General features: G+C 62.7%; 17 protein-coding genes. 14 read left to right on the top strand and 3 right to left on the bottom strand.

All coding sequences use genetic code 11. From position 1 onward, the window contains the following. Positions 1 to 17 precede the first annotated feature (17 nt). Positions 18 to 815: an IclR family transcriptional regulator gene (locus WDU96_RS09105; protein ID WP_337338170.1), complete on the bottom strand. Its 798-nt coding sequence runs from the start codon at positions 813 to 815 to the stop codon at positions 18 to 20. A gap of 105 nt (positions 816 to 920) precedes the next feature. Here WDU96_RS09105 and WDU96_RS09100 point away from each other — a divergent pair, with 105 nt between their 5' ends. The 4 genes from WDU96_RS09100 to WDU96_RS09085 are packed head-to-tail and all read left to right on the top strand — an operon-like array spanning position 921 to position 4,023. Then, a complete protein-coding gene (locus tag WDU96_RS09100; RefSeq protein WP_337338169.1) occupies positions 921 to 1,700 on the top strand; it encodes a CoA transferase subunit A in 780 nt (259 codons plus the stop codon). 1 nt (position 1,701) lies between these two features. Next, on the top strand, positions 1,702 to 2,349 hold the full coding sequence (locus tag WDU96_RS09095; protein ID WP_337338168.1) for a 3-oxoacid CoA-transferase subunit B: 648 nt from the start codon (positions 1,702 to 1,704) through the stop codon (positions 2,347 to 2,349). Positions 2,350 to 2,352: 3 nt separating this feature from the next. Beyond that, positions 2,353 to 3,537 carry an acetyl-CoA C-acetyltransferase gene (locus WDU96_RS09090; protein ID WP_337338167.1) on the top strand — a complete coding sequence of 395 codons (1,185 nt, stop codon included), beginning with the start codon at positions 2,353 to 2,355 and terminating at the stop codon, positions 3,535 to 3,537. Positions 3,538 to 3,582: 45 nt separating this feature from the next. Then, the gene (locus tag WDU96_RS09085; RefSeq protein WP_337338166.1) at positions 3,583 to 4,023 is read left to right on the top strand and encodes a GNAT family N-acetyltransferase; all 441 of its coding nucleotides are present in this window, start codon (positions 3,583 to 3,585) and stop codon (positions 4,021 to 4,023) included. Between the two features lie 4 nt (positions 4,024 to 4,027). Here the strand turns inward: WDU96_RS09085 and WDU96_RS09080 are convergent, their stop codons facing one another. Beyond that, positions 4,028 to 4,282, bottom strand: a complete 255-nt coding sequence (locus WDU96_RS09080; protein ID WP_337338165.1) for a hypothetical protein — start codon at positions 4,280 to 4,282, stop codon at positions 4,028 to 4,030. A gap of 81 nt (positions 4,283 to 4,363) precedes the next feature. Here WDU96_RS09080 and WDU96_RS09075 point away from each other — a divergent pair, with 81 nt between their 5' ends. The 9 genes from WDU96_RS09075 (at position 4,364) to serA (ending at position 14,482) form a co-directional block, all read left to right on the top strand. Continuing rightward, entirely contained in the window at positions 4,364 to 5,797 is a 1,434-nt protein-coding gene (locus WDU96_RS09075) for an alpha,alpha-trehalose-phosphate synthase (UDP-forming) (protein WP_337338164.1), read from the top strand. Beyond that, on the top strand, positions 5,794 to 6,573 hold the full coding sequence (otsB, locus tag WDU96_RS09070) for a trehalose-phosphatase (protein ID WP_337338163.1): 780 nt from the start codon (positions 5,794 to 5,796) through the stop codon (positions 6,571 to 6,573). The genes WDU96_RS09075 and otsB overlap by 4 nt, the downstream gene beginning before the upstream one ends. 9 nt (positions 6,574 to 6,582) lie before the next feature. Beyond that, positions 6,583 to 8,289, top strand: coding sequence for a dihydroxy-acid dehydratase (gene ilvD, locus WDU96_RS09065; protein ID WP_337338162.1), 1,707 nt, complete (start codon positions 6,583 to 6,585; stop codon positions 8,287 to 8,289). A gap of 44 nt (positions 8,290 to 8,333) precedes the next feature. Beyond that, positions 8,334 to 10,136 (top strand): acetolactate synthase large subunit, encoded by a 1,803-nt coding sequence (locus WDU96_RS09060; protein ID WP_337338161.1) that lies wholly within the window; start codon positions 8,334 to 8,336, stop codon positions 10,134 to 10,136. A 3-nt stretch (positions 10,137 to 10,139) separates the two neighbouring features. After that, the gene (ilvN, locus tag WDU96_RS09055; RefSeq protein WP_337338160.1) at positions 10,140 to 10,649 is read left to right on the top strand and encodes an acetolactate synthase small subunit; all 510 of its coding nucleotides are present in this window, start codon (positions 10,140 to 10,142) and stop codon (positions 10,647 to 10,649) included. Positions 10,650 to 10,687: 38 nt separating this feature from the next. Continuing rightward, positions 10,688 to 11,713: a ketol-acid reductoisomerase gene (gene ilvC, locus WDU96_RS09050; RefSeq protein WP_337338159.1), complete on the top strand. Its 1,026-nt coding sequence runs from the start codon at positions 10,688 to 10,690 to the stop codon at positions 11,711 to 11,713. Between the two features lie 145 nt (positions 11,714 to 11,858). Beyond that, positions 11,859 to 12,380, top strand: a complete 522-nt coding sequence (locus WDU96_RS09045; protein WP_337338158.1) for a DNA polymerase III subunit gamma/tau — start codon at positions 11,859 to 11,861, stop codon at positions 12,378 to 12,380. Continuing rightward, positions 12,377 to 12,745, top strand: coding sequence for a bacitracin resistance protein (locus tag WDU96_RS09040; RefSeq protein WP_337338157.1), 369 nt, complete (start codon positions 12,377 to 12,379; stop codon positions 12,743 to 12,745). The genes WDU96_RS09045 and WDU96_RS09040 overlap by 4 nt, the downstream gene beginning before the upstream one ends. Positions 12,746 to 12,877: 132 nt before the next feature. After that, the gene (serA, locus tag WDU96_RS09035; protein WP_337338156.1) at positions 12,878 to 14,482 is read left to right on the top strand and encodes a phosphoglycerate dehydrogenase; all 1,605 of its coding nucleotides are present in this window, start codon (positions 12,878 to 12,880) and stop codon (positions 14,480 to 14,482) included. A gap of 3 nt (positions 14,483 to 14,485) precedes the next feature. Here the strand turns inward: serA and WDU96_RS09030 are convergent, their stop codons facing one another. Then, entirely contained in the window at positions 14,486 to 15,031 is a 546-nt protein-coding gene (locus WDU96_RS09030) for a TetR/AcrR family transcriptional regulator (RefSeq protein WP_337338155.1), read from the bottom strand. A 74-nt stretch (positions 15,032 to 15,105) separates the two neighbouring features. On the opposite strand from WDU96_RS09030, the gene WDU96_RS09025 reads away from it, so the two are divergent. Continuing rightward, positions 15,106 to 16,650, top strand: coding sequence for an MFS transporter (locus WDU96_RS09025; protein ID WP_337338154.1), 1,545 nt, complete (start codon positions 15,106 to 15,108; stop codon positions 16,648 to 16,650). Positions 16,651 to 16,669 lie beyond the last annotated feature (19 nt).

The following is a 16,669-nucleotide window of genomic DNA, read 5'->3' as shown; positions in this document are numbered from 1 at the left end:
CCAGACGAACGGCGAGGTCAGCGCGGTGCGGCTGCGATCCGTGTTGAAAGCTGATGGGCGTGTGCGAGCAGAGTGCGCCCGAGTTCGGTGATCCGCTCGGGACCGAAGCGGAACTCAACACCCGTCAAGCTGAGCGCCCACTGCGGATGCCCGGCGGCCGTGAACACGGCGGCCCCCATGCCCCAACTGCCCTCGACGATCAGCCCTGGGTTCACCGCGTAACCGCGCGCCTTCGTCTCCTTGACGCGGGCGCGCAGGCGAGGTTCGCTGTGTGGAGCTCCCCACTGTGTGGACAACTCACTGTGAAGCTCTAGGTATGCGTCCACATCGTGGGTTGGCAGAAAAGACAGAATTGCCAGCCCGGCTGAAGCCACGCCGAGTGGAAAACGCACCCCCTCAGAGAGCACGAACGAGCGGATGGGAAAGCTTCCCTCCTCGCGCAACAGGCAAACGGTCTCGTCGCCGCGTCGTACGGATAAGAATGCGCTTTCTTCTGTGCGCACAGCGAGCGAGCGCACGATGTCGCGCGCAGTCGCCGTGATGTCGTATCGCGCCGCAGCGACCGTGCCCATGAGGTACAGCTCTGGACCTGGGATCCACCTGCCGGAAGGGCCATCTTGGTCAACGAGACCTTCTTGGCGCAACGCGGCAAGTAGGCGATGGGTGGTAGGGCGAGTCAGCTCTGAACGACGCGAGATGTCTACCAAGCTCACGCCCTCGGCGCCTGCAGAGGTCACAATTCGAAGCAGCTGAGCTGCCCGGGCGACAGACTGCGCGCCAGGCACAGGCGTGCTTCGAAACGGCTTACTGTCCATGATATGGACAGTAAAGGATGAATGCTCCACATGGCAACACTTCGTGCATGCGTTCGTCAGCGCGCCCGCGAGGATCGAGCTATCACGACACAAAGGAGTCATCGCGTGATCGACAAGACATGGGCATCTGCCGAGCAGGCAGTCGCAGACATCCCGCACGGCGCTTCGCTCGCGGTGGGTGGATTCGGGCTTTCAGGCAACCCGATCGCGCTCATCACTGCGCTGCTCGCCCAGGGCACGAGTGGCCTCAGCGTGGTCAGCAACAACTGCGGTGTGGATGACTGGGGGCTGGGGGTGTTGTTGAACGCAGGGCGGATCAGCAAGATGACGTCTTCGTACGTCGGCGAGAACAAAGAGTTCGAACGACAGTTTCTCTCGGGAGAGCTCGAGCTCGAGCTCACACCACAGGGCACGCTGGCGGAAAAACTGCGTGCCGGCGGGTCGGGAATAGCCGCCTTCTTCACGCAGACCGGTGTTGGCACGCAGGTTGCCGAAGGAGGGTTGCCCCGGCGTTACGACGGTGTAGGCGGTGTCGCAGAAGCATCACCAGTCAAGGATGTGCGCACGTTCGAGATCGCTGGGGTCAGCGGCGAGTATGTGCTGGAGGAAGCCATCGTCACGGACTATGCGCTTGTGCATGCGCTCAAGGGCGACCGTCACGGCAACCTGGTCTTCAACAAGGCCGCGAGAAATTTCAACCCGCTCGCCGCGATGGCCGGCCGGGTGTGCATTGCGCAGGTCGAAGAACTCGTAGAGCCGGGGGAATTGGACCCTGATTCAATCCACCTGCCGGGCATCTACGTGCACCGCATCATCGAGGTTGGCACTGAGATCGAGAAACGAATCGAGCGCCGCACTGTGGCTGCGTCGACGGGAGAGAACTGACATGGCACTTACGCGACACGAGATGGCCGCGCGTGCAGCGGCTGAACTTGCCGATGGCTCATACGTGAATCTTGGTATCGGAATTCCTACGTTGGTGCCCAGCAACCTGCCTGGGGGAATCTCAGTGGTGCTGCAATCGGAGAACGGCATATTGGGTGTTGGCGCTTATCCCACGGAGAGTCGGGTTGATCCAGACCTCATCAATGCCGGCAAAGAGACAGTCACGGTGCAAGCGGGATCGTCATTCTTCGATTCGGCCACGAGTTTCGGCATGATCCGCGGCGGCAAGATTGACGCAGCAATCCTCGGGGCGATGCAGGTGTCAGCATCGGGCGATCTCGCCAACTGGATGATTCCCGGCAAGATGGTCAAGGGGCCCGGGGGAGCGATGGATCTCGTTCACGGTGCGGCCCGCGTCATCGTGCTGATGGAACATGTTGCGCGCGATGGATCCCCCAAGATCGTGAATCAGTGCTCGCTGCCGCTTACCGGCCGCGCGGTCGTGGACCGCATCATCACCGACCTCGCGGTAATCGATGTGACAGACAATGGACTCGTGCTCGTCGAGGTCGCGCCAGGCGTCAGCGTCGCTGAAGTAGTCGTGGCAACCGAGCCTCATCTCGCTATCGCCGATGAATTGAAGGTGTGAACAATGACAAACAACGACATCGTGATCATTGCGGCGGCGCGCACTCCGCAAGGACGCCTCAAAGGTCAGCTCGGTTCGCTTACTGCGGTGCAACTGGGCAGCACTGCCATCCGCGGGGCGCTGGCGCAGGCATCCATTGCTGCAGACTCGGTCGACGCTGTGCTGGTTGGCCAGGTGCTGGCGGCTGGCGCAGGCCAGAATCCCGCACGGCAGGCTGCCGTCGGGGCGGGCATTCCATGGAACGTGCACGCCTCTTCAGTGAACAAGGTGTGCCTGTCGGGGCTGACCGCCGTCATCGATGCCGCCCGCATGATCGCGACAGGCGACGCAACAGTTGTCGTCGCAGCGGGGATGGAGTCCATGACCCGGGCACCTCATCTGCTCATGGGCTCTCGAAACGGCTGGGCTTACGGTTCCATCGAGGCGCTCGACCACATGGCCTTTGACGGGCTCACCGACGCGTACGACAACGAGAGCATGGGCGCCTCGACTGAGCGCCACAACGAGCGACTGAACATGACCCGCGAGGCTCAAGATGCGGTCGCCGCCCGGTCCCACCAACGAGCGGCTGCCGCGCAGGCAGAGGGACGCTTCAAGGCCGAAATCGTTCCCGTCGAAGTGCCGCAGCGCAAGGGTGACCCCATCGTGGTCAACACAGACGAAGGCATCCGGCCCAACACGACCGTCGAGACGCTCGCTGGCTTGCGAGCAGCATTCGCTGAGGGCGGCTCCATCACTGCGGGCAACTCGTCGCCGATATCGGACGGCGCCTCTGCGGTGGTGCTGACGACGCGTGCCCATGCCGCCGAGAATGGCTGGAGTGTGCTCGCTGTCGTCGGGGCATCGGGCCAAGTCGCCGGACCCGACAACTCGCTTCAGGCTCAGCCTGCCCGTGCGATCGAGAAGGCATGCGAGAAGCAGGGCATTGCCCCGAGTCACCTCGACATTGTCGAGATCAACGAAGCGTTCGGAGCGGTGGTTGCGCAATCGCAACGGGAACTGTCCCTGCGCGACGAAGTGGTCAACCCAGACGGAGGCGGCATCGCCTTGGGCCATCCGATCGGTGCGTCGGGCAACCGACTCGTGGTGCATGCCGTGCATGAATTGGTGCGCCGCGGCGGCGGCACGGCGGCGGTCGCGCTGTGCGGTGGCGGTGGTCAGGGTGATGCGTTGATTCTCACCCGGTAGGGCCAGCACTTACGCGACCGCTCGGCGCGCGCTAGCTTCGACACCATGACCACCATCGCCGCGCTGACCTCCGCTGACTTCGACGAGTGGGGCCCGCTTTGGCAGAGCTACCTGACGTTTTACAAATCCGAGGTAGCTCGTGACGTGTCACAGACGACTTTCGCGCGCATGGTTGCGGATCGAGAACTGCACGGAGCGATAGCCCGCGACGATGAAGGTGTCGCGATCGGATTCGTGCACTGGCTGACGCACGCTGGAACCTGGACGACGGCGACGTTCTGCTATCTCGAAGACTTGTTCGTCAGTCCGCACTCCCGTGGTGGGGGAACGGGCCGCGAACTGATCGAGCACGTTCGCGCGTGGGCTGCTGCTGCCGGATCAGAGAAGGTCTATTGGCTCACAGCCGAAGACAACACGACAGCTCGCTACCTCTACGACAAAGTTGCCGAGCACACGGGGTTCGTGCACTACGAGCTGCCGGTCTGAGGTCTCAGCGATTCAGGTTCTGGTAGGCGAGCTTGGACTCTTTGCCGTGAACCGGCGAATCGACCGGAGCGAGCTTGCCTTTCTCGGCGCGGCGCGTGTCGACGATCGCACCTACGACAAGCGCAACCGTAATGCCCCAGCTCGCCCAGGCGAGCGCCTGGCGCCAGGTGAACGGGCCACCTTCGCGAAGTCCGCGCACGAGCGTGAGCCCGCCGGTGAGAGCCGAAAGAAGACCAGTTCCGAAGACATACGAGCGCATGCTTACACGCTACCCGTCCCGAAGGCAATGTGGCACCTGCGACTGTTAGCCTGACTGCATACTGCCGACCCGGGAGGGCCTGTGTCACAAGCCGAATTTGTTGTTGTTGCAAACCGACTGCCCGTAGATCGCGTGGTGGATGCTGATGGCGAATTGTCGTGGCGTCGTTCACCGGGCGGTCTGGTCACCGCGCTCGAGCCTGTCATGAAGAAGGAAGATGGCGCCTGGGTGGGGTGGGCTGGAGGCGCCGATCTCGAAGTGGAGCCGTTTGAGTTCGATGGAACTCTTCTTGTTCCGGTCAAGCTCAGCGCCGAAGAGATCGAGCTCTACTACGAAGGCATGTCGAACGATACGTTCTGGCCGCTGTACCACGACGTGATCGCCGCGCCGCGCTATCGCCGGATCTGGTGGGACGCCTATGTGCGCGTCAACAAACGATTTGCTGAAGCGGCCGCCGAGGCAGCCGCCCCGGGGGGCACGGTGTGGGTGCAGGACTATCAGCTGCAGCTCGTCCCGAAGATGCTTCGCGAAGCGCGCCCAGACTTGACGATCGGCTATTTCCACCACATTCCGTTTCCTGCATACGGTCTCTACTCGCAGCTGCCCTGGCGCAAGCAAGTACTCGAGGGTTTGCTTGGCGCAGATGTCATCGGCTTCCAGCGGGTAGCTGATGCCGGAAACTTCGCTCGCGCCGTGCGGCGACTGTTTCACTACACGACCAAGGCAACCGGCATTGCGGTTCCGCTCGAAAACGGCACGACCCGAAACGCACTCGCAAAAGCGTTCCCGATCTCCATCGATGCGTCGTCGTATGTCGAGCTTGCAAAAGACCCGAAGGTGCAGGCGAGGGCGCTAGAGATCCGCCAAGAGCTGGGCAACCCTCGCAAGATCCTTCTAGGCGTGGATCGCCTTGATTACACCAAGGGCATCCGCCACCGGCTCAAAGCCTTCGGTGAGCTTCTCGAAGACGGACACGTCGGGGTTGAAGACGTGACGCTCGTGCAGGTGGCCAGCCCTAGTCGGGAGCGCGTCGAGGCGTACATGCAGCTGCGTGATGAAATCGAACTCGCGGTCGGGCGAGTAAACGGTGACTTCGATACGACCGGTCACACGGCGATTCGCTACCTGCACAATTCGTACCCACGCGAAGAGATGGTTGCGCTCTTCCTCGCCGCCGACGTCATGCTCGTCACCGCCTTGCGAGATGGCATGAATCTGGTGGCGAAAGAGTACGTGGCGGCGCGCATCGACAATCGCGGCACCCTGGTGCTGAGCGAGTTTGCCGGGGCGGCTGACGAACTGGCAAGTGCGGTGCGCATCAACCCGCACGACATCGACGGTATGAAGGACGCGATTATGAGAGCAATCCAGATGCCACCGGCCGAGCAGGGCAAGCGCATGCGTGCACTTCGGAAGAAGGTGCTTGACAGTGATGTCGCCAAGTGGTCCGAATCATTTCTCACGGCGCTCGCTGACGCCCGAACGGTGAAGGCTGCGCGGGTGGCACGCCGATGAGTAACTATCTGAACCCAGTGCGCAAGCTCGCCACGACGGATCGGCTGCTGGTCGCGCTCGACTTTGACGGCACTCTTTCACCGCTCGTCGACGAGCCGATGCAGGCACGCATGTTTCCCGCGACCAGAGCTGCCGTAAACGCCCTGATCGATGCGCCAGAGACGATCGTCGCCCTCGTTTCGGGGCGCAGCCTGGTAGACCTTCGCGTGATCGCTGAGCACGACGATGCTTCGCAGATCTTGCTGGCTGGTTCGCACGGCGCCGAATACTGGTATCCCGACACCGGGTTGGTTTCCCACGAAGACCACGCCGATGACGCCAGACTGCGCGACGAACTACGCGCGCATGCCGAAGCAGCGACCGCAGAAGTCGATGGAGTGTGGGTCGAACCCAAGACCTTCGGGTTCGGTTTGCACACTCGGCTGGTTGATCCAGCAGTGGCGCCAGAGGTGCAGCGGAGGGTGGATCAACTCGTCGCTGCGCAGGCCCCACACTGGCGCAGACGCACCGGGCACAACATCACCGAGTACGCGTTCAGGCACGAAGGCAAAGACACTGCGATCGCCGAACTCCGCGAGCACGTCGGCGCCACCGCGGTGCTCTTCGCAGGCGATGATGTCACCGACGAAGATGCTCTGAAAACGATGGGGGAGGGCGATCTGGGAATCCGCGTCGGCACGCCTCCCACGGCCGCCACCGTCTGTGTGGCCGATATTGCCGAGCTGTCCACACTATTGACGGTGTTGAGTACCGAACGCAGCGCCGCACGGCAATAGACTTCGATAATGCCCGAGCAGCAGAACGACATCGACATCAAGCCTCGCAGCCGCGTGGTCACCGACGGCATCGAAGCCACGACTTCCCGCGGAATGCTCCGCGCGGTAGGAATGGGTGATGACGACTGGGACAAGCCCCAGATCGGCATCGCTTCGAGCTGGAATGAAATCACCCCTTGCAACCTCAGCCTCGATCGCCTCGCGCAGGGAGCCAAAGAAGGTGTGCACTCCGGCGGCGGCTATCCGCTGCAGTTCGGCACCATTTCGGTGTCTGACGGCATCTCGATGGGCCACGAAGGCATGCACTTCTCCCTCGTATCGCGGGAGGTCATCGCTGATTCTGTCGAGACCGTGATGATGGCCGAGCGCCTCGATGGCTCCGTGCTTCTCGCCGGCTGCGATAAGTCGATTCCCGGCATGCTGATGTCGGCGGCGCGATTGAACCTTTCGAGCGTATTCCTCTACGCCGGGTCGATCGCACCTGGCTGGGTCAAGCTCAGCGATGGCACCGAGAAAGACATCACGATCATCGACTCCTTCGAGGGCGTCGGCGCGTGCATGGCGGGTCGCATGAGCGAAGCCGACCTCAAGCGCATCGAGTGTGCGTTCGCCCCGGGCGAGGGTGCCTGCGGTGGCATGTACACCGCCAACACGATGGCGTCGGTGGGTGAGGCACTCGGTCTCAGCCTGCCGGGCTCGGCTGCGCCCGCGGCGGCTGACCGTCGCCGTGACTTCTACGCGCATCGCTCCGGCGAGGCCGTCGTGAACTTGCTACGTCTGGGAATCACCACCGGAGATATTCTCACCAAAGAAGCGTTCGAGAACGCGATCGCACTCGCGATGGCACTCGGGGGCTCCACGAACGTGGTTCTGCACCTTCTCGCGATTGCGCGCGAAGCTCAGGTTGATCTTGACCTGCATGACTTCAACCGCATCGGAGACAAGACTCCACACATCGCCGATATGAAGCCGTTCGGTCAGTACGTGATGAACGACGTCGATCGTCACGGCGGAATCCCGGTGATCATGAAGGCGATGCTCGACGAGGGCCTGCTCCACGGCGACGCTCTGACTGTCACAGGAAAAACGCTCGCTGAGAACTTGGCTGACCTCAACCCTGACCCTGTCGACGGGGATGTCATCCACACGTTTGACAACGTGATTCATGCAAGCGGCGGCATCACGATTCTGCACGGTTCGATGGCTCCTGAGGGCGCAGTCGTGAAGTCGGCCGGGTTCGACGCGGATGTGTTCGAAGGCCCCGCTCGCGTGTTCGAGCGTGAGCGCGGCGCAATGGACGCGCTCGAAGCTGGCGAGATCGCCGCGGGCGATGTCGTCGTGATCCGGTACGAGGGACCCAAGGGCGGACCGGGAATGCGCGAGATGCTCGCGATCACCGCGGCCATCAAGGGCGCGGGACTCGGAAAAGATGTACTACTCTTGACGGACGGCAGATTCTCAGGCGGCACAACCGGACTGTGTATCGGCCACATAGCACCCGAAGCAGTGGACGCAGGTCCAATTGCCTTCGTGCGCGATGGTGATCTGATACGGGTCGATATCGCGGCTCGCACTCTCGACCTACTCGTCGATGACGCAGAGCTGAGCTCCCGCCGCGAAGGCTGGGAGCCACTTCCCCCGCGCTATACCCGTGGCGTCCTGGCCAAGTACTCCCGACTCGTTCGCTCTGCTGCGCAGGGCGCGACGACCGGTTGAGCTTCGCCGCAGACATCTCACTCGACTGATCAAGGATCATCATCATGCCCGCCGAATCTGCAACGGCCGTTCCACGGCCGCCCGCACGCACCGCGTCCGCGCCTGTGCTCACGGGAGCGCAGGCGGTCGTCCGCTCGCTGGAACTGCTCGGTGTCACCGACGTGTTCGGCCTGCCGGGCGGCGCCATCCTGCCCGTATACGACCCGCTCATGGACTCCACCGAGTTGCGCCACATCCTGGTTCGCCACGAGCAGGGCGCCGGCCACGCTGCTGAAGGCTACGCCGCAGCATCCAACAAGGTCGGAGTCGCGATTGCGACTTCGGGGCCCGGCGCTACCAACCTGGTAACTGCGATTGCCGATGCCTATATGGACTCGGTACCGCTCGTGTGCATCACCGGTCAGGTGTTCTCGAACCTGATGGGAACCGACGCGTTCCAGGAGGCCGACATCGTCGGCATCACGATGCCAATCACGAAGCACTCGTTCCTCGTGAAAGACGCGTCTGAGATTCCCGGTGCCATTGCGGCGGCTTTCGAGGTCGCGGGCACCGGTCGTCCGGGTCCGGTTCTCGTTGACATCACCAAGGATGCCCAGCAGGCTGAGGCCCCGTTCATCTGGCCGCCGAAAATCGACCTGCCTGGCTACCGACCGGTGACCAAAGCACATGGCAAGCAGATTCAGGCGGCGGCACAGCTCATCGCTGAGGCGAGCAAGCCCGTGCTCTATGTCGGTGGCGGCGTGATTCGTGCCCGTGCGTCTGAAGAGTTGCGCGCACTGGCCGAGATCACCGGTGCCCCCGTCGTGACCACCCTCATGGCGCGCGGTGCTTTTCCTGATTCTCATCAGCAGCACCTTGGAATGCCCGGCATGCACGGCACGGTTCCCGCGGTGCTGGCGCTGCAAGAAGCTGACCTGCTTGTCTCGCTGGGAGCGCGCTTCGATGACCGGGTGACAGGCAAGGCGGCGCTCTTCGCGCCGAATGCGAAGGTGATCCACGTCGATATCGATCCGGCCGAGATCGGCAAGATCCGCGCAGCAGAGGTGCCGATTGTCGGAGACCTCAAAGATGTGCTTGTCGACCTCGAGGGCGCCTACCGTGCGGCATCGGCCGAGGGTAAAGCCGATACGACCGAGTGGTGGTCGTTTCTCGATGGTCTCCGCGACGAATTCCCTCTCGGCTACACACAGCCCACTGACGGTCTGATGTCGCCGCAGTATGTGATCTCGCGCATCGGCGAGCTGACCGGGCCTGAGGGTGTCTTTGCCTCTGGCGTGGGTCAGCACCAGATGTGGGCGGCGCAGTTCATCAAGTACGAACGCCCGAACGCCTGGCTGAACTCCGGTGGTGCCGGCACGATGGGCTACTCGGTCCCCGCGGCGATGGGCGCCAAGGTGGCCGAACCCGACCGTCACGTGTGGGCGATCGACGGCGACGGCTGTTTCCAGATGACCAATCAGGAACTCGCTACGTGCGCGATCAACAACATCCCGATCAAGGTCGCCATCATCAACAACTCTTCGTTGGGGATGGTCCGCCAATGGCAGACGCTCTTCTACGACGGCCGCTACTCGCACACCAACTTGAACACCGGTCACGGTACCGCGCGCATTCCCGATTTCGTGAAGCTCTCCGAGGCCTACGGGTGTCTGGCGATCCGCGTCGAGAAGGAAGAAGACGTCGATGCTGCGATTCAGCTCGCGCTCGACACCAACGATCGCCCGGTCGTGATCGATTTCGTGGTGAGCGCCGATTCGATGGTCTGGCCGATGGTGCCGCAGGGAGTCAGCAACAGCTACGTCCAGTATGCGCGCGATCACGCACCATCATTCGATCAGGAGGACTGAGCCATGACTACCCACGTGCTGAGTCTTCTGGTGGAAGACAAGCCCGGTCTGCTTACTCGCGTCGCGGGACTCTTTGCCCGTCGCGGTTTCAACATCGAGTCTCTCGCCGTGGGCGTGACCGAGGTGCCTGGCCTCTCACGCATCACGGTGGTTGTCGATGTTGATCAGTTGCCGCTGGAACAGGTAACCAAACAGCTCAACAAGCTCGTCAATGTGCTCAAGATCGTGGAGTTGGACTACTCCACCTCTGTGCAGCGCGAGCACGTGCTCGTCAAGGTTCGAGCAGACAACACCAACCGCTCGAACGTGCTCGAAGTAGTGAGTCTGTTCCGTGCATCCGTCGTCGACTACGCGCCCGAGGCAATCGTCGCCGAGGTGACCGGCGACAAAGGCAAGATCGACGCCTTCCTTCGCGCACTCGAGCCGTTCGGCATCAAAGAGCTCGCCCAGAGTGGCTTGCTGGCCATCGGACGCGGTGGCAAGAGCATCACAGAGCGCGTTCTGCGCGGCTGACATCAATTACAAGACCACAAACAAGGAGAAATACCCCCATGGCTGAGATTTTCTACGACGCCGACGCTGACCTGAGCATCGTTCAGAACAAGAAGGTCGCAATCGTCGGCTACGGCTCGCAGGGTCACGCCCACGCGCTCAACCTTCGCGACTCCGGTGTCGAGGTCGCAATCGCGCTCAAGGATGGCTCGAAGTCGGCTGCCAAGGCCACCGACGAGGGCTTCGAAGTCAAGAGCGTTGCTGACGCGACCGAGTGGGCCGACATCATCATGATCCTGGCTCCCGACCAGCACCAGCGCTCGATCTTCACCGACAGCATCAAGGCGAACCTGACCGAGGGCAAGACACTTGCTTTCGCGCACGGCTTCAACATCCGCTTCGGCTACATCGACGCGCCCGAGGGCGTTGACGTTATTCTCGTCGCACCGAAGGCTCCCGGGCACACCGTGCGTCGCGAGTTCGTTGCAGGTCGTGGCATCCCCGACATCATCGCCGTCGAGCGCGACGCTTCGGGCACCGCGTGGGCAACCGCGCTTTCGTACGCGAAGGCCATTGGCGGCACGCGCGCTGGCGTTATCAAGACCACCTTCACCGAAGAGACCGAGACCGACCTGTTCGGCGAGCAGTCCGTGCTTTGCGGCGGCACCTCGCAGCTGGTCCAGTACGGCTTCGAGACGCTGACCGAGGCGGGCTACCAGCCTGAGATCGCATATTTCGAGGTGCTTCACGAGCTCAAGCTCATCGTCGACCTCATGTGGGAGGGCGGCATTGCCAAGCAGCGCTGGTCGATCTCTGACACCGCTGAATACGGCGACTACGTGTCAGGCCCTCGCGTGATCGACCCGAGCGTCAAGGAGAACATGAAGGCGGTGCTGGCAGACATTCAGTCGGGTGCATTCGCCAAGCGTTTCATTGACGATCAGGATGCTGGCGCTCCCGAATTCCTCGAGTTGCGTGCCAAGGGCGCAGACCACCCGATCGAGGCGACAGGCAAGGAGCTTCGCGGGCTCTTCGCGTGGAAGCAGACCGACGAGGATTACACCGAAGGCAGCGCAGCGCGCTGATCTCCTCTTAGACCGCCGTCCCATCCGGCACGGCTCTTGACCGGCCGTCACGCTCCTAACCCGGAGCGTGGCGGCCGGTCTTATCACAGGCGCCCGAATAGTGTTCGATCGGTGCACGATAGGCGGGCAGGGCTACCCTGGAGGTGTGAGTTCACACCGAGACGATGCCCTCAGCTGGGACGGCGATGACGACCCGACGCTCGATGTTGCGCCGGCGCCAGCGCCAACAGCGTCTCCGTCGCTGCCCAAGGGCTACTCCGCGGTGGGCAAGGGGAGCGAAAGTCTCCATGATGCTCCGAAGGATGTGCCCGCCACCGAAGAATCCGATTCGACGGCGCTGCGCGAAGCCGAGGAGCGCACTGCGGTGAGGCCGATGGGCAACGCTGCGCTGGTGACCATCGGTGTTCTCGGTGGAGCGTATGCCTTGTACGTAGTCGGCTGGGTTATCGGGGGACTGCGGTTGCAAGGTCTCGCGCAGTATCTCGTCACCGATTTCATGTTTCTCGCGAGCTTCTGGTTGGCGGCGCTCGCGCCCGTCATCTGGTTTGGCACGACGTTTCTTCTCACGCGTCACTCAAAGACCTGGGTGCGTATCGCCTGGCTCTTTGCCGGGTTGATTCTTCTCGTGCCGTGGCCCTTTGTGATGACAGGGACGGTGGGACAGTGAGTACTGAAGCGATGGATGCTGCGCCTACGGCGTCACGAAGGTCTCCTACTTGGCTTGTGGCGACAATTTCAGGTTTCTTCGGACTCTTCTACGTCTACGCAATGTGGAACGCGATCGGCAATCTCGTCCAAACGGTTCAGGTTGCGGGCGATCTCGGCTTGAGCCTCAATGCGCTCGGTTGGTTCCTGTGGATCTTCGCAACAGCTTTCCCGCTGCTCATTTGGGGCGCGGCATTTGCGCTGGGGTCGCGGCGCAAGGGGCACGAGCTTTTGCTCATCATGCTCGCAGGTCTCGCGCTGGTCGCGGTGTTCTGGCTGAACGTTATCGCCTATTCAACGCTCAACACGTCGCTGCTGGTGGGCTGACCCGCAGCGTCACAAGGTGCGCCGCGCGCGTGCGGGCGCGATAGGCTGGATTCGAGATCGCCCCGGTGCCGTGTGGCGTGTAATCCAGTCGTTTCGCTCCGCCGTCGCGCACTGCCCCAAAGGAATCACCTCGTGACGAAGCCTGTTGTGCTCATTGCCGAAGAACTCTCTCCTGCGACGATCGAGGCCCTTGGCCCCGATTTTGACGTTCGCCAAATCGATGGAGCCGATCGCGCCGCGCTGTTGCCAGCTCTGGCAGACGCCCATGCCGTGCTGATTCGGTCGGCGACCAAGATGGATGCTGAAGCGATTGCGGCGGCGCCCGTGCTCAAGGTGATCGCCCGTGCCGGCGTCGGCCTCGACAACGTGGACATCAAGTCCGCTACCACCGCAGGCGTCATGGTGGTGAATGCGCCGACATCGAACATCATCTCGGCCGCCGAGCTCACCGTCGGACACATTCTGTCGCTTGCGCGCCGCATTCCCGCCGCGCACGCTTCGCTGGCCGAGGGGCTGTGGAAGCGCAGTTCTTATACCGGTGTCGAACTTTTTGAAAAGACTGTCGGCATCATTGGCCTCGGGCGTATCGGAGCCCTCATCACCGCACGCCTGCAGGCTTTCGGGGTCAGCGTTGTCGCGTATGACCCCTACGTCACGCCGGCGCGCGCGCAGCAGCTTGGTGTGACGCTCGTCGGCCTCGACGAGCTGCTCGCCCAGAGCGACTTCGTCACGATTCACATGCCGAAAACGCCCGAGACGACGGGCATGATCGGTGCGGAGCAGTTCCGCATCATGAAGCCGACCGCCTACGTCGTGAACGTTGCTCGTGGGGGGCTCATTGACGAAGAGGCGCTCTACACGGCCCTCACCACGAACGAGATCGCCGGTGCAGGCCTCGACGTCTTCACAAGCGAGCCTCCGAAGCCCGAGGGCACGGCATTCCCGCTGCTGAGCCTGCCAAACGTCGTTGTGACGCCGCACCTGGGAGCATCCACCGACGAAGCACAAGAGAAGGCTGGCGTCTCGGTGGCAAAGTCGGTCAAGCTCGCGCTCGAGGGCGACCTCGTGCCAGACGCCGTAAACGTTGCCGGCGGTGTGATCGATCCATTTGTACGCCCGGGAATCGCGCTCGTCGAGCAGTTGGGTCAGTTCTTCACCGGCCTCGCTCAGAGCGCGCTCACCAGTCTCGACATCGAAGTTCGCGGTGAGCTCGCCAAGTACGACGTCAGCGTCTACCGCCTCGCAGCGCTCAAGGGCATTCTCGCAAATGTCGTGAGCGAGAACGTCTCGTACGTCAACGCGCCCCTGTTCGCGGAGCAGCGGGGCATCGAGACGCGACTCATTGTTGAAGAAGAGAGTCCGCAGTATCGCAACATCACGATCCTGCACGGCACACTTGCTGATGGCAGCGTACTCAGCGTGGCGGGCACTCTCGCTGGAACGCGAATGATTCCAAAGGTCGTGGGCATCAACGGCTACGAGATCGAAGTGCCCATCGAGCGCCACCACGTCGTGATGCGCTATGCGGATCGCCCGGGAATCGTGGCGATCTACGGCCAGAAGCTCGGCGGGGCGGGAATCAACATCGCAGGACTGCAGGTTGCTGCTCCTGACTCGACCGGGCGCGCACTCTCGGTGCTGACAGTCGACTCGCCGGTTCCTGATGCGCTGCTCGACGAGATGCGTGCGGCCGTTGAGGCGGACCTGTTCCAGCAGATTGAGCTCACCGAGGCGTAGAGCCTAGGTGCGAGTGGCGCGCTCGACGAGTTTGATCAGCGCGTCCATCGCTGGCCCGGTGGGCACGGGGCCCGCGACAGCAGAACCTGCGAGCGCGTTGTTGTAGTACAGGCCGTCGCTGACGAGCATCACCAGGTCGTGGGCGGTCTCATCTGCCACATGCGGGCGAATCGCGTTGCTCCATCGTTCTCGCACATCGTGTAGGGCAGATACGGCGTGCGTGTTTCCTCCCTGCGCGAGACGTGACACCGCAATCAACACGCGATCAAGGGCGCTGCTTTCCATGGCCGATGAGCGCATGAAGTACGCCACAGGCCCTTCGTCGGCAGTAATGATGGCGGCGATGTCTTCGTCGACGAGCACGCTCAAGCGTGCGACCAGCGCGAGCTCGAGGGCTTCCTTCGTGCCGAAATGATAGAGCAGGCCGCCCTTGGAAACTCCGGCCGCGCGGGCAGTGGCCTCCAGTGTGGCCGCGCGCTCTCCGTCATCGATCATGATCTGCTCGAACGCATCGAGGACTTTCTCGCGTGCGAGGGGAGGGCGACTCATGACTCGATCGTATCGACGTCGGATCCCATGCTCTGATACTATACCGGCTGGACGGTATAGAAACTGAGGACGAGATGATCACGGCCACACTGAGGCAGCCCCGCGTCGCTGAGGGCGAACGGGTGGGATGGCGTGGTTGGGTTGCCCTGGTGGTGCTGATGTTGCCCGTGCTGCTGGTGTCGGTCGACAACACGGTGCTCAGTTTCGCTTTGCCCGCCATTGCTCTCGACCTGGAACCCAGCAGCGCGCAACAGCTATGGATTATCGACGCATACCCACTCGTGCTGGCGGGACTGCTGGTCACGATGGGCTCACTCGGCGATCGCTTCGGTCGCAGACGCATGCTGCTCATCGGTGCCTCGGGGTTCGCCGCGGTCTCTGTGCTTGCCGCGCTTGCACCCACTGCCGCGTTGCTGATTGGTGCTCGTGCCCTGATGGGTGTGTTTGGCGCAATGCTGATGCCCTCCACGCTCTCGCTGTTGCGCAGCATCTTCACGAATCGTGATCAGCGGCGCTTCGCCATTGCGGTGTGGGCCGCTGCCTTCAGCGCCGGCGCGGCGCTGGGCCCGATCGTTGGGGGAGTGCTGCTCGAGCACTTCGCCTGGGGGTCGGTCTTTCTGATGTCTGTGCCCGTGCTTATTCCGTTGTTGGTGCTCGCGCCCATGTTGGTTCCAGAGAGCCGTGACCCACAGCCCGGCCCCCTCGACCCGGCCAGCATCGGCTTGTCGATGGCGGCCATGGTCCCGTTTGTCTGGGGAATCAAAGAACTCGCCGTTCATGGATTAGAAAGCCTCGGCATTCCGCTCATCGTGACCGGCGCGATCTTCGCTGTACTTTTCGTGCGTCGGCAGGTGCGAGTGTCGACGCCAATGCTCGATATGGCGCTGTTCAAGAACGGCGCGTTCAGCGGCGCGCTGTTGGTCAACTTGTTGAGCGTCATTTCGCTCGTGGGCTTTCTGTTTTTCGTGACCCAGCATTTGCAGCTGGTGGTCGGGCTCAGTCCCTTTGCCGCTGGGCTGGCTCTCGTACCAGGGCTGCTGGCGATGATTCTCTCCGGCCTCACCGTGGTACCCGTCGCCAAGCGTTACGCCCCTCGGATCGTCGTGCCAGTGGCGCTGACCTTCTCGCTGATCGGCTATCTCGGGGTGGCGATGTCAACCGAGAACCTATGGATGCTGGTTGCGTCATTCGTCTCGTTGGGTATTGGAATCGGCGCGGCCGAGACGGTGTCGAACGAACTTGTTCTCGCGAGCGCGCCGCCAGCGAAGGCTGGCGCCGCGAGTGCGGTCTCGGAGACGGCGTACGAGCTCGGTGCGGTACTCGGCACCGCGATGCTGGGCGGCATCCTGACCGCGATCTATCGCAACAGTTTCTTGGTGCCCGCCGGTGTGCCGAGTGAATACGCATTTGACGCGCGCGAGACGCTGGCGGGTGCGACTCACGCGGCGAGCGAACTCGGTGGACCGGTTGGCGATGCACTTCGCGAGGCGTCGACTCAAGCATTCGATGCCGGCGTGAGCGTAACGGCGCTGATCGGGGCGGGCCTGGTTGTTCTCGCGGCGGGCATCGGGGCGACTACCCTGGGAGGGACCCGCTCGGCACCGGCCGTGGAGCATTGATCCTTCAGCGGGGCAGATC

Origin of the sequence: Microbacterium marmarense, from assembly GCF_037204165.1 — a bacterium.
Classification (GTDB): domain Bacteria; phylum Actinomycetota; class Actinomycetes; order Actinomycetales; family Microbacteriaceae; genus Microbacterium; species Microbacterium marmarense.
This window is presented reverse-complemented; position numbering and strand designations above follow the sequence as displayed.

What these genes read in the sequence shown, in the direction of transcription:
- ilvN (WP_337338160.1), top strand. Translation starts at nt 10,140, where the DNA reads ATGACTACCCACGTGCTGAGTCTTCTGGTGGAAGACAAGCCCGGTCTG.
- WDU96_RS09025 (WP_337338154.1), top strand. Translation starts at nt 15,106, where the DNA reads ATGATCACGGCCACACTGAGGCAGCCCCGCGTCGCTGAGGGCGAACGG.
- otsB (WP_337338163.1), top strand. Translation starts at nt 5,794, where the DNA reads ATGAGTAACTATCTGAACCCAGTGCGCAAGCTCGCCACGACGGATCGG.
- WDU96_RS09090 (WP_337338167.1), top strand. Translation starts at nt 2,353, where the DNA reads ATGACAAACAACGACATCGTGATCATTGCGGCGGCGCGCACTCCGCAA.
- WDU96_RS09080 (WP_337338165.1), bottom strand. Translation starts at nt 4,282, where the DNA reads ATGCGCTCGTATGTCTTCGGAACTGGTCTTCTTTCGGCTCTCACCGGC.
- WDU96_RS09060 (WP_337338161.1), top strand. Translation starts at nt 8,334, where the DNA reads ATGCCCGCCGAATCTGCAACGGCCGTTCCACGGCCGCCCGCACGCACC.
- ilvC (WP_337338159.1), top strand. Translation starts at nt 10,688, where the DNA reads ATGGCTGAGATTTTCTACGACGCCGACGCTGACCTGAGCATCGTTCAG.
- WDU96_RS09105 (WP_337338170.1), bottom strand. Translation starts at nt 815, where the DNA reads ATGGACAGTAAGCCGTTTCGAAGCACGCCTGTGCCTGGCGCGCAGTCT.
- ilvD (WP_337338162.1), top strand. Translation starts at nt 6,583, where the DNA reads ATGCCCGAGCAGCAGAACGACATCGACATCAAGCCTCGCAGCCGCGTG.
- WDU96_RS09095 (WP_337338168.1), top strand. Translation starts at nt 1,702, where the DNA reads ATGGCACTTACGCGACACGAGATGGCCGCGCGTGCAGCGGCTGAACTT.
- WDU96_RS09030 (WP_337338155.1), bottom strand. Translation starts at nt 15,031, where the DNA reads ATGAGTCGCCCTCCCCTCGCACGCGAGAAAGTCCTCGATGCGTTCGAG.
- WDU96_RS09085 (WP_337338166.1), top strand. Translation starts at nt 3,583, where the DNA reads ATGACCACCATCGCCGCGCTGACCTCCGCTGACTTCGACGAGTGGGGC.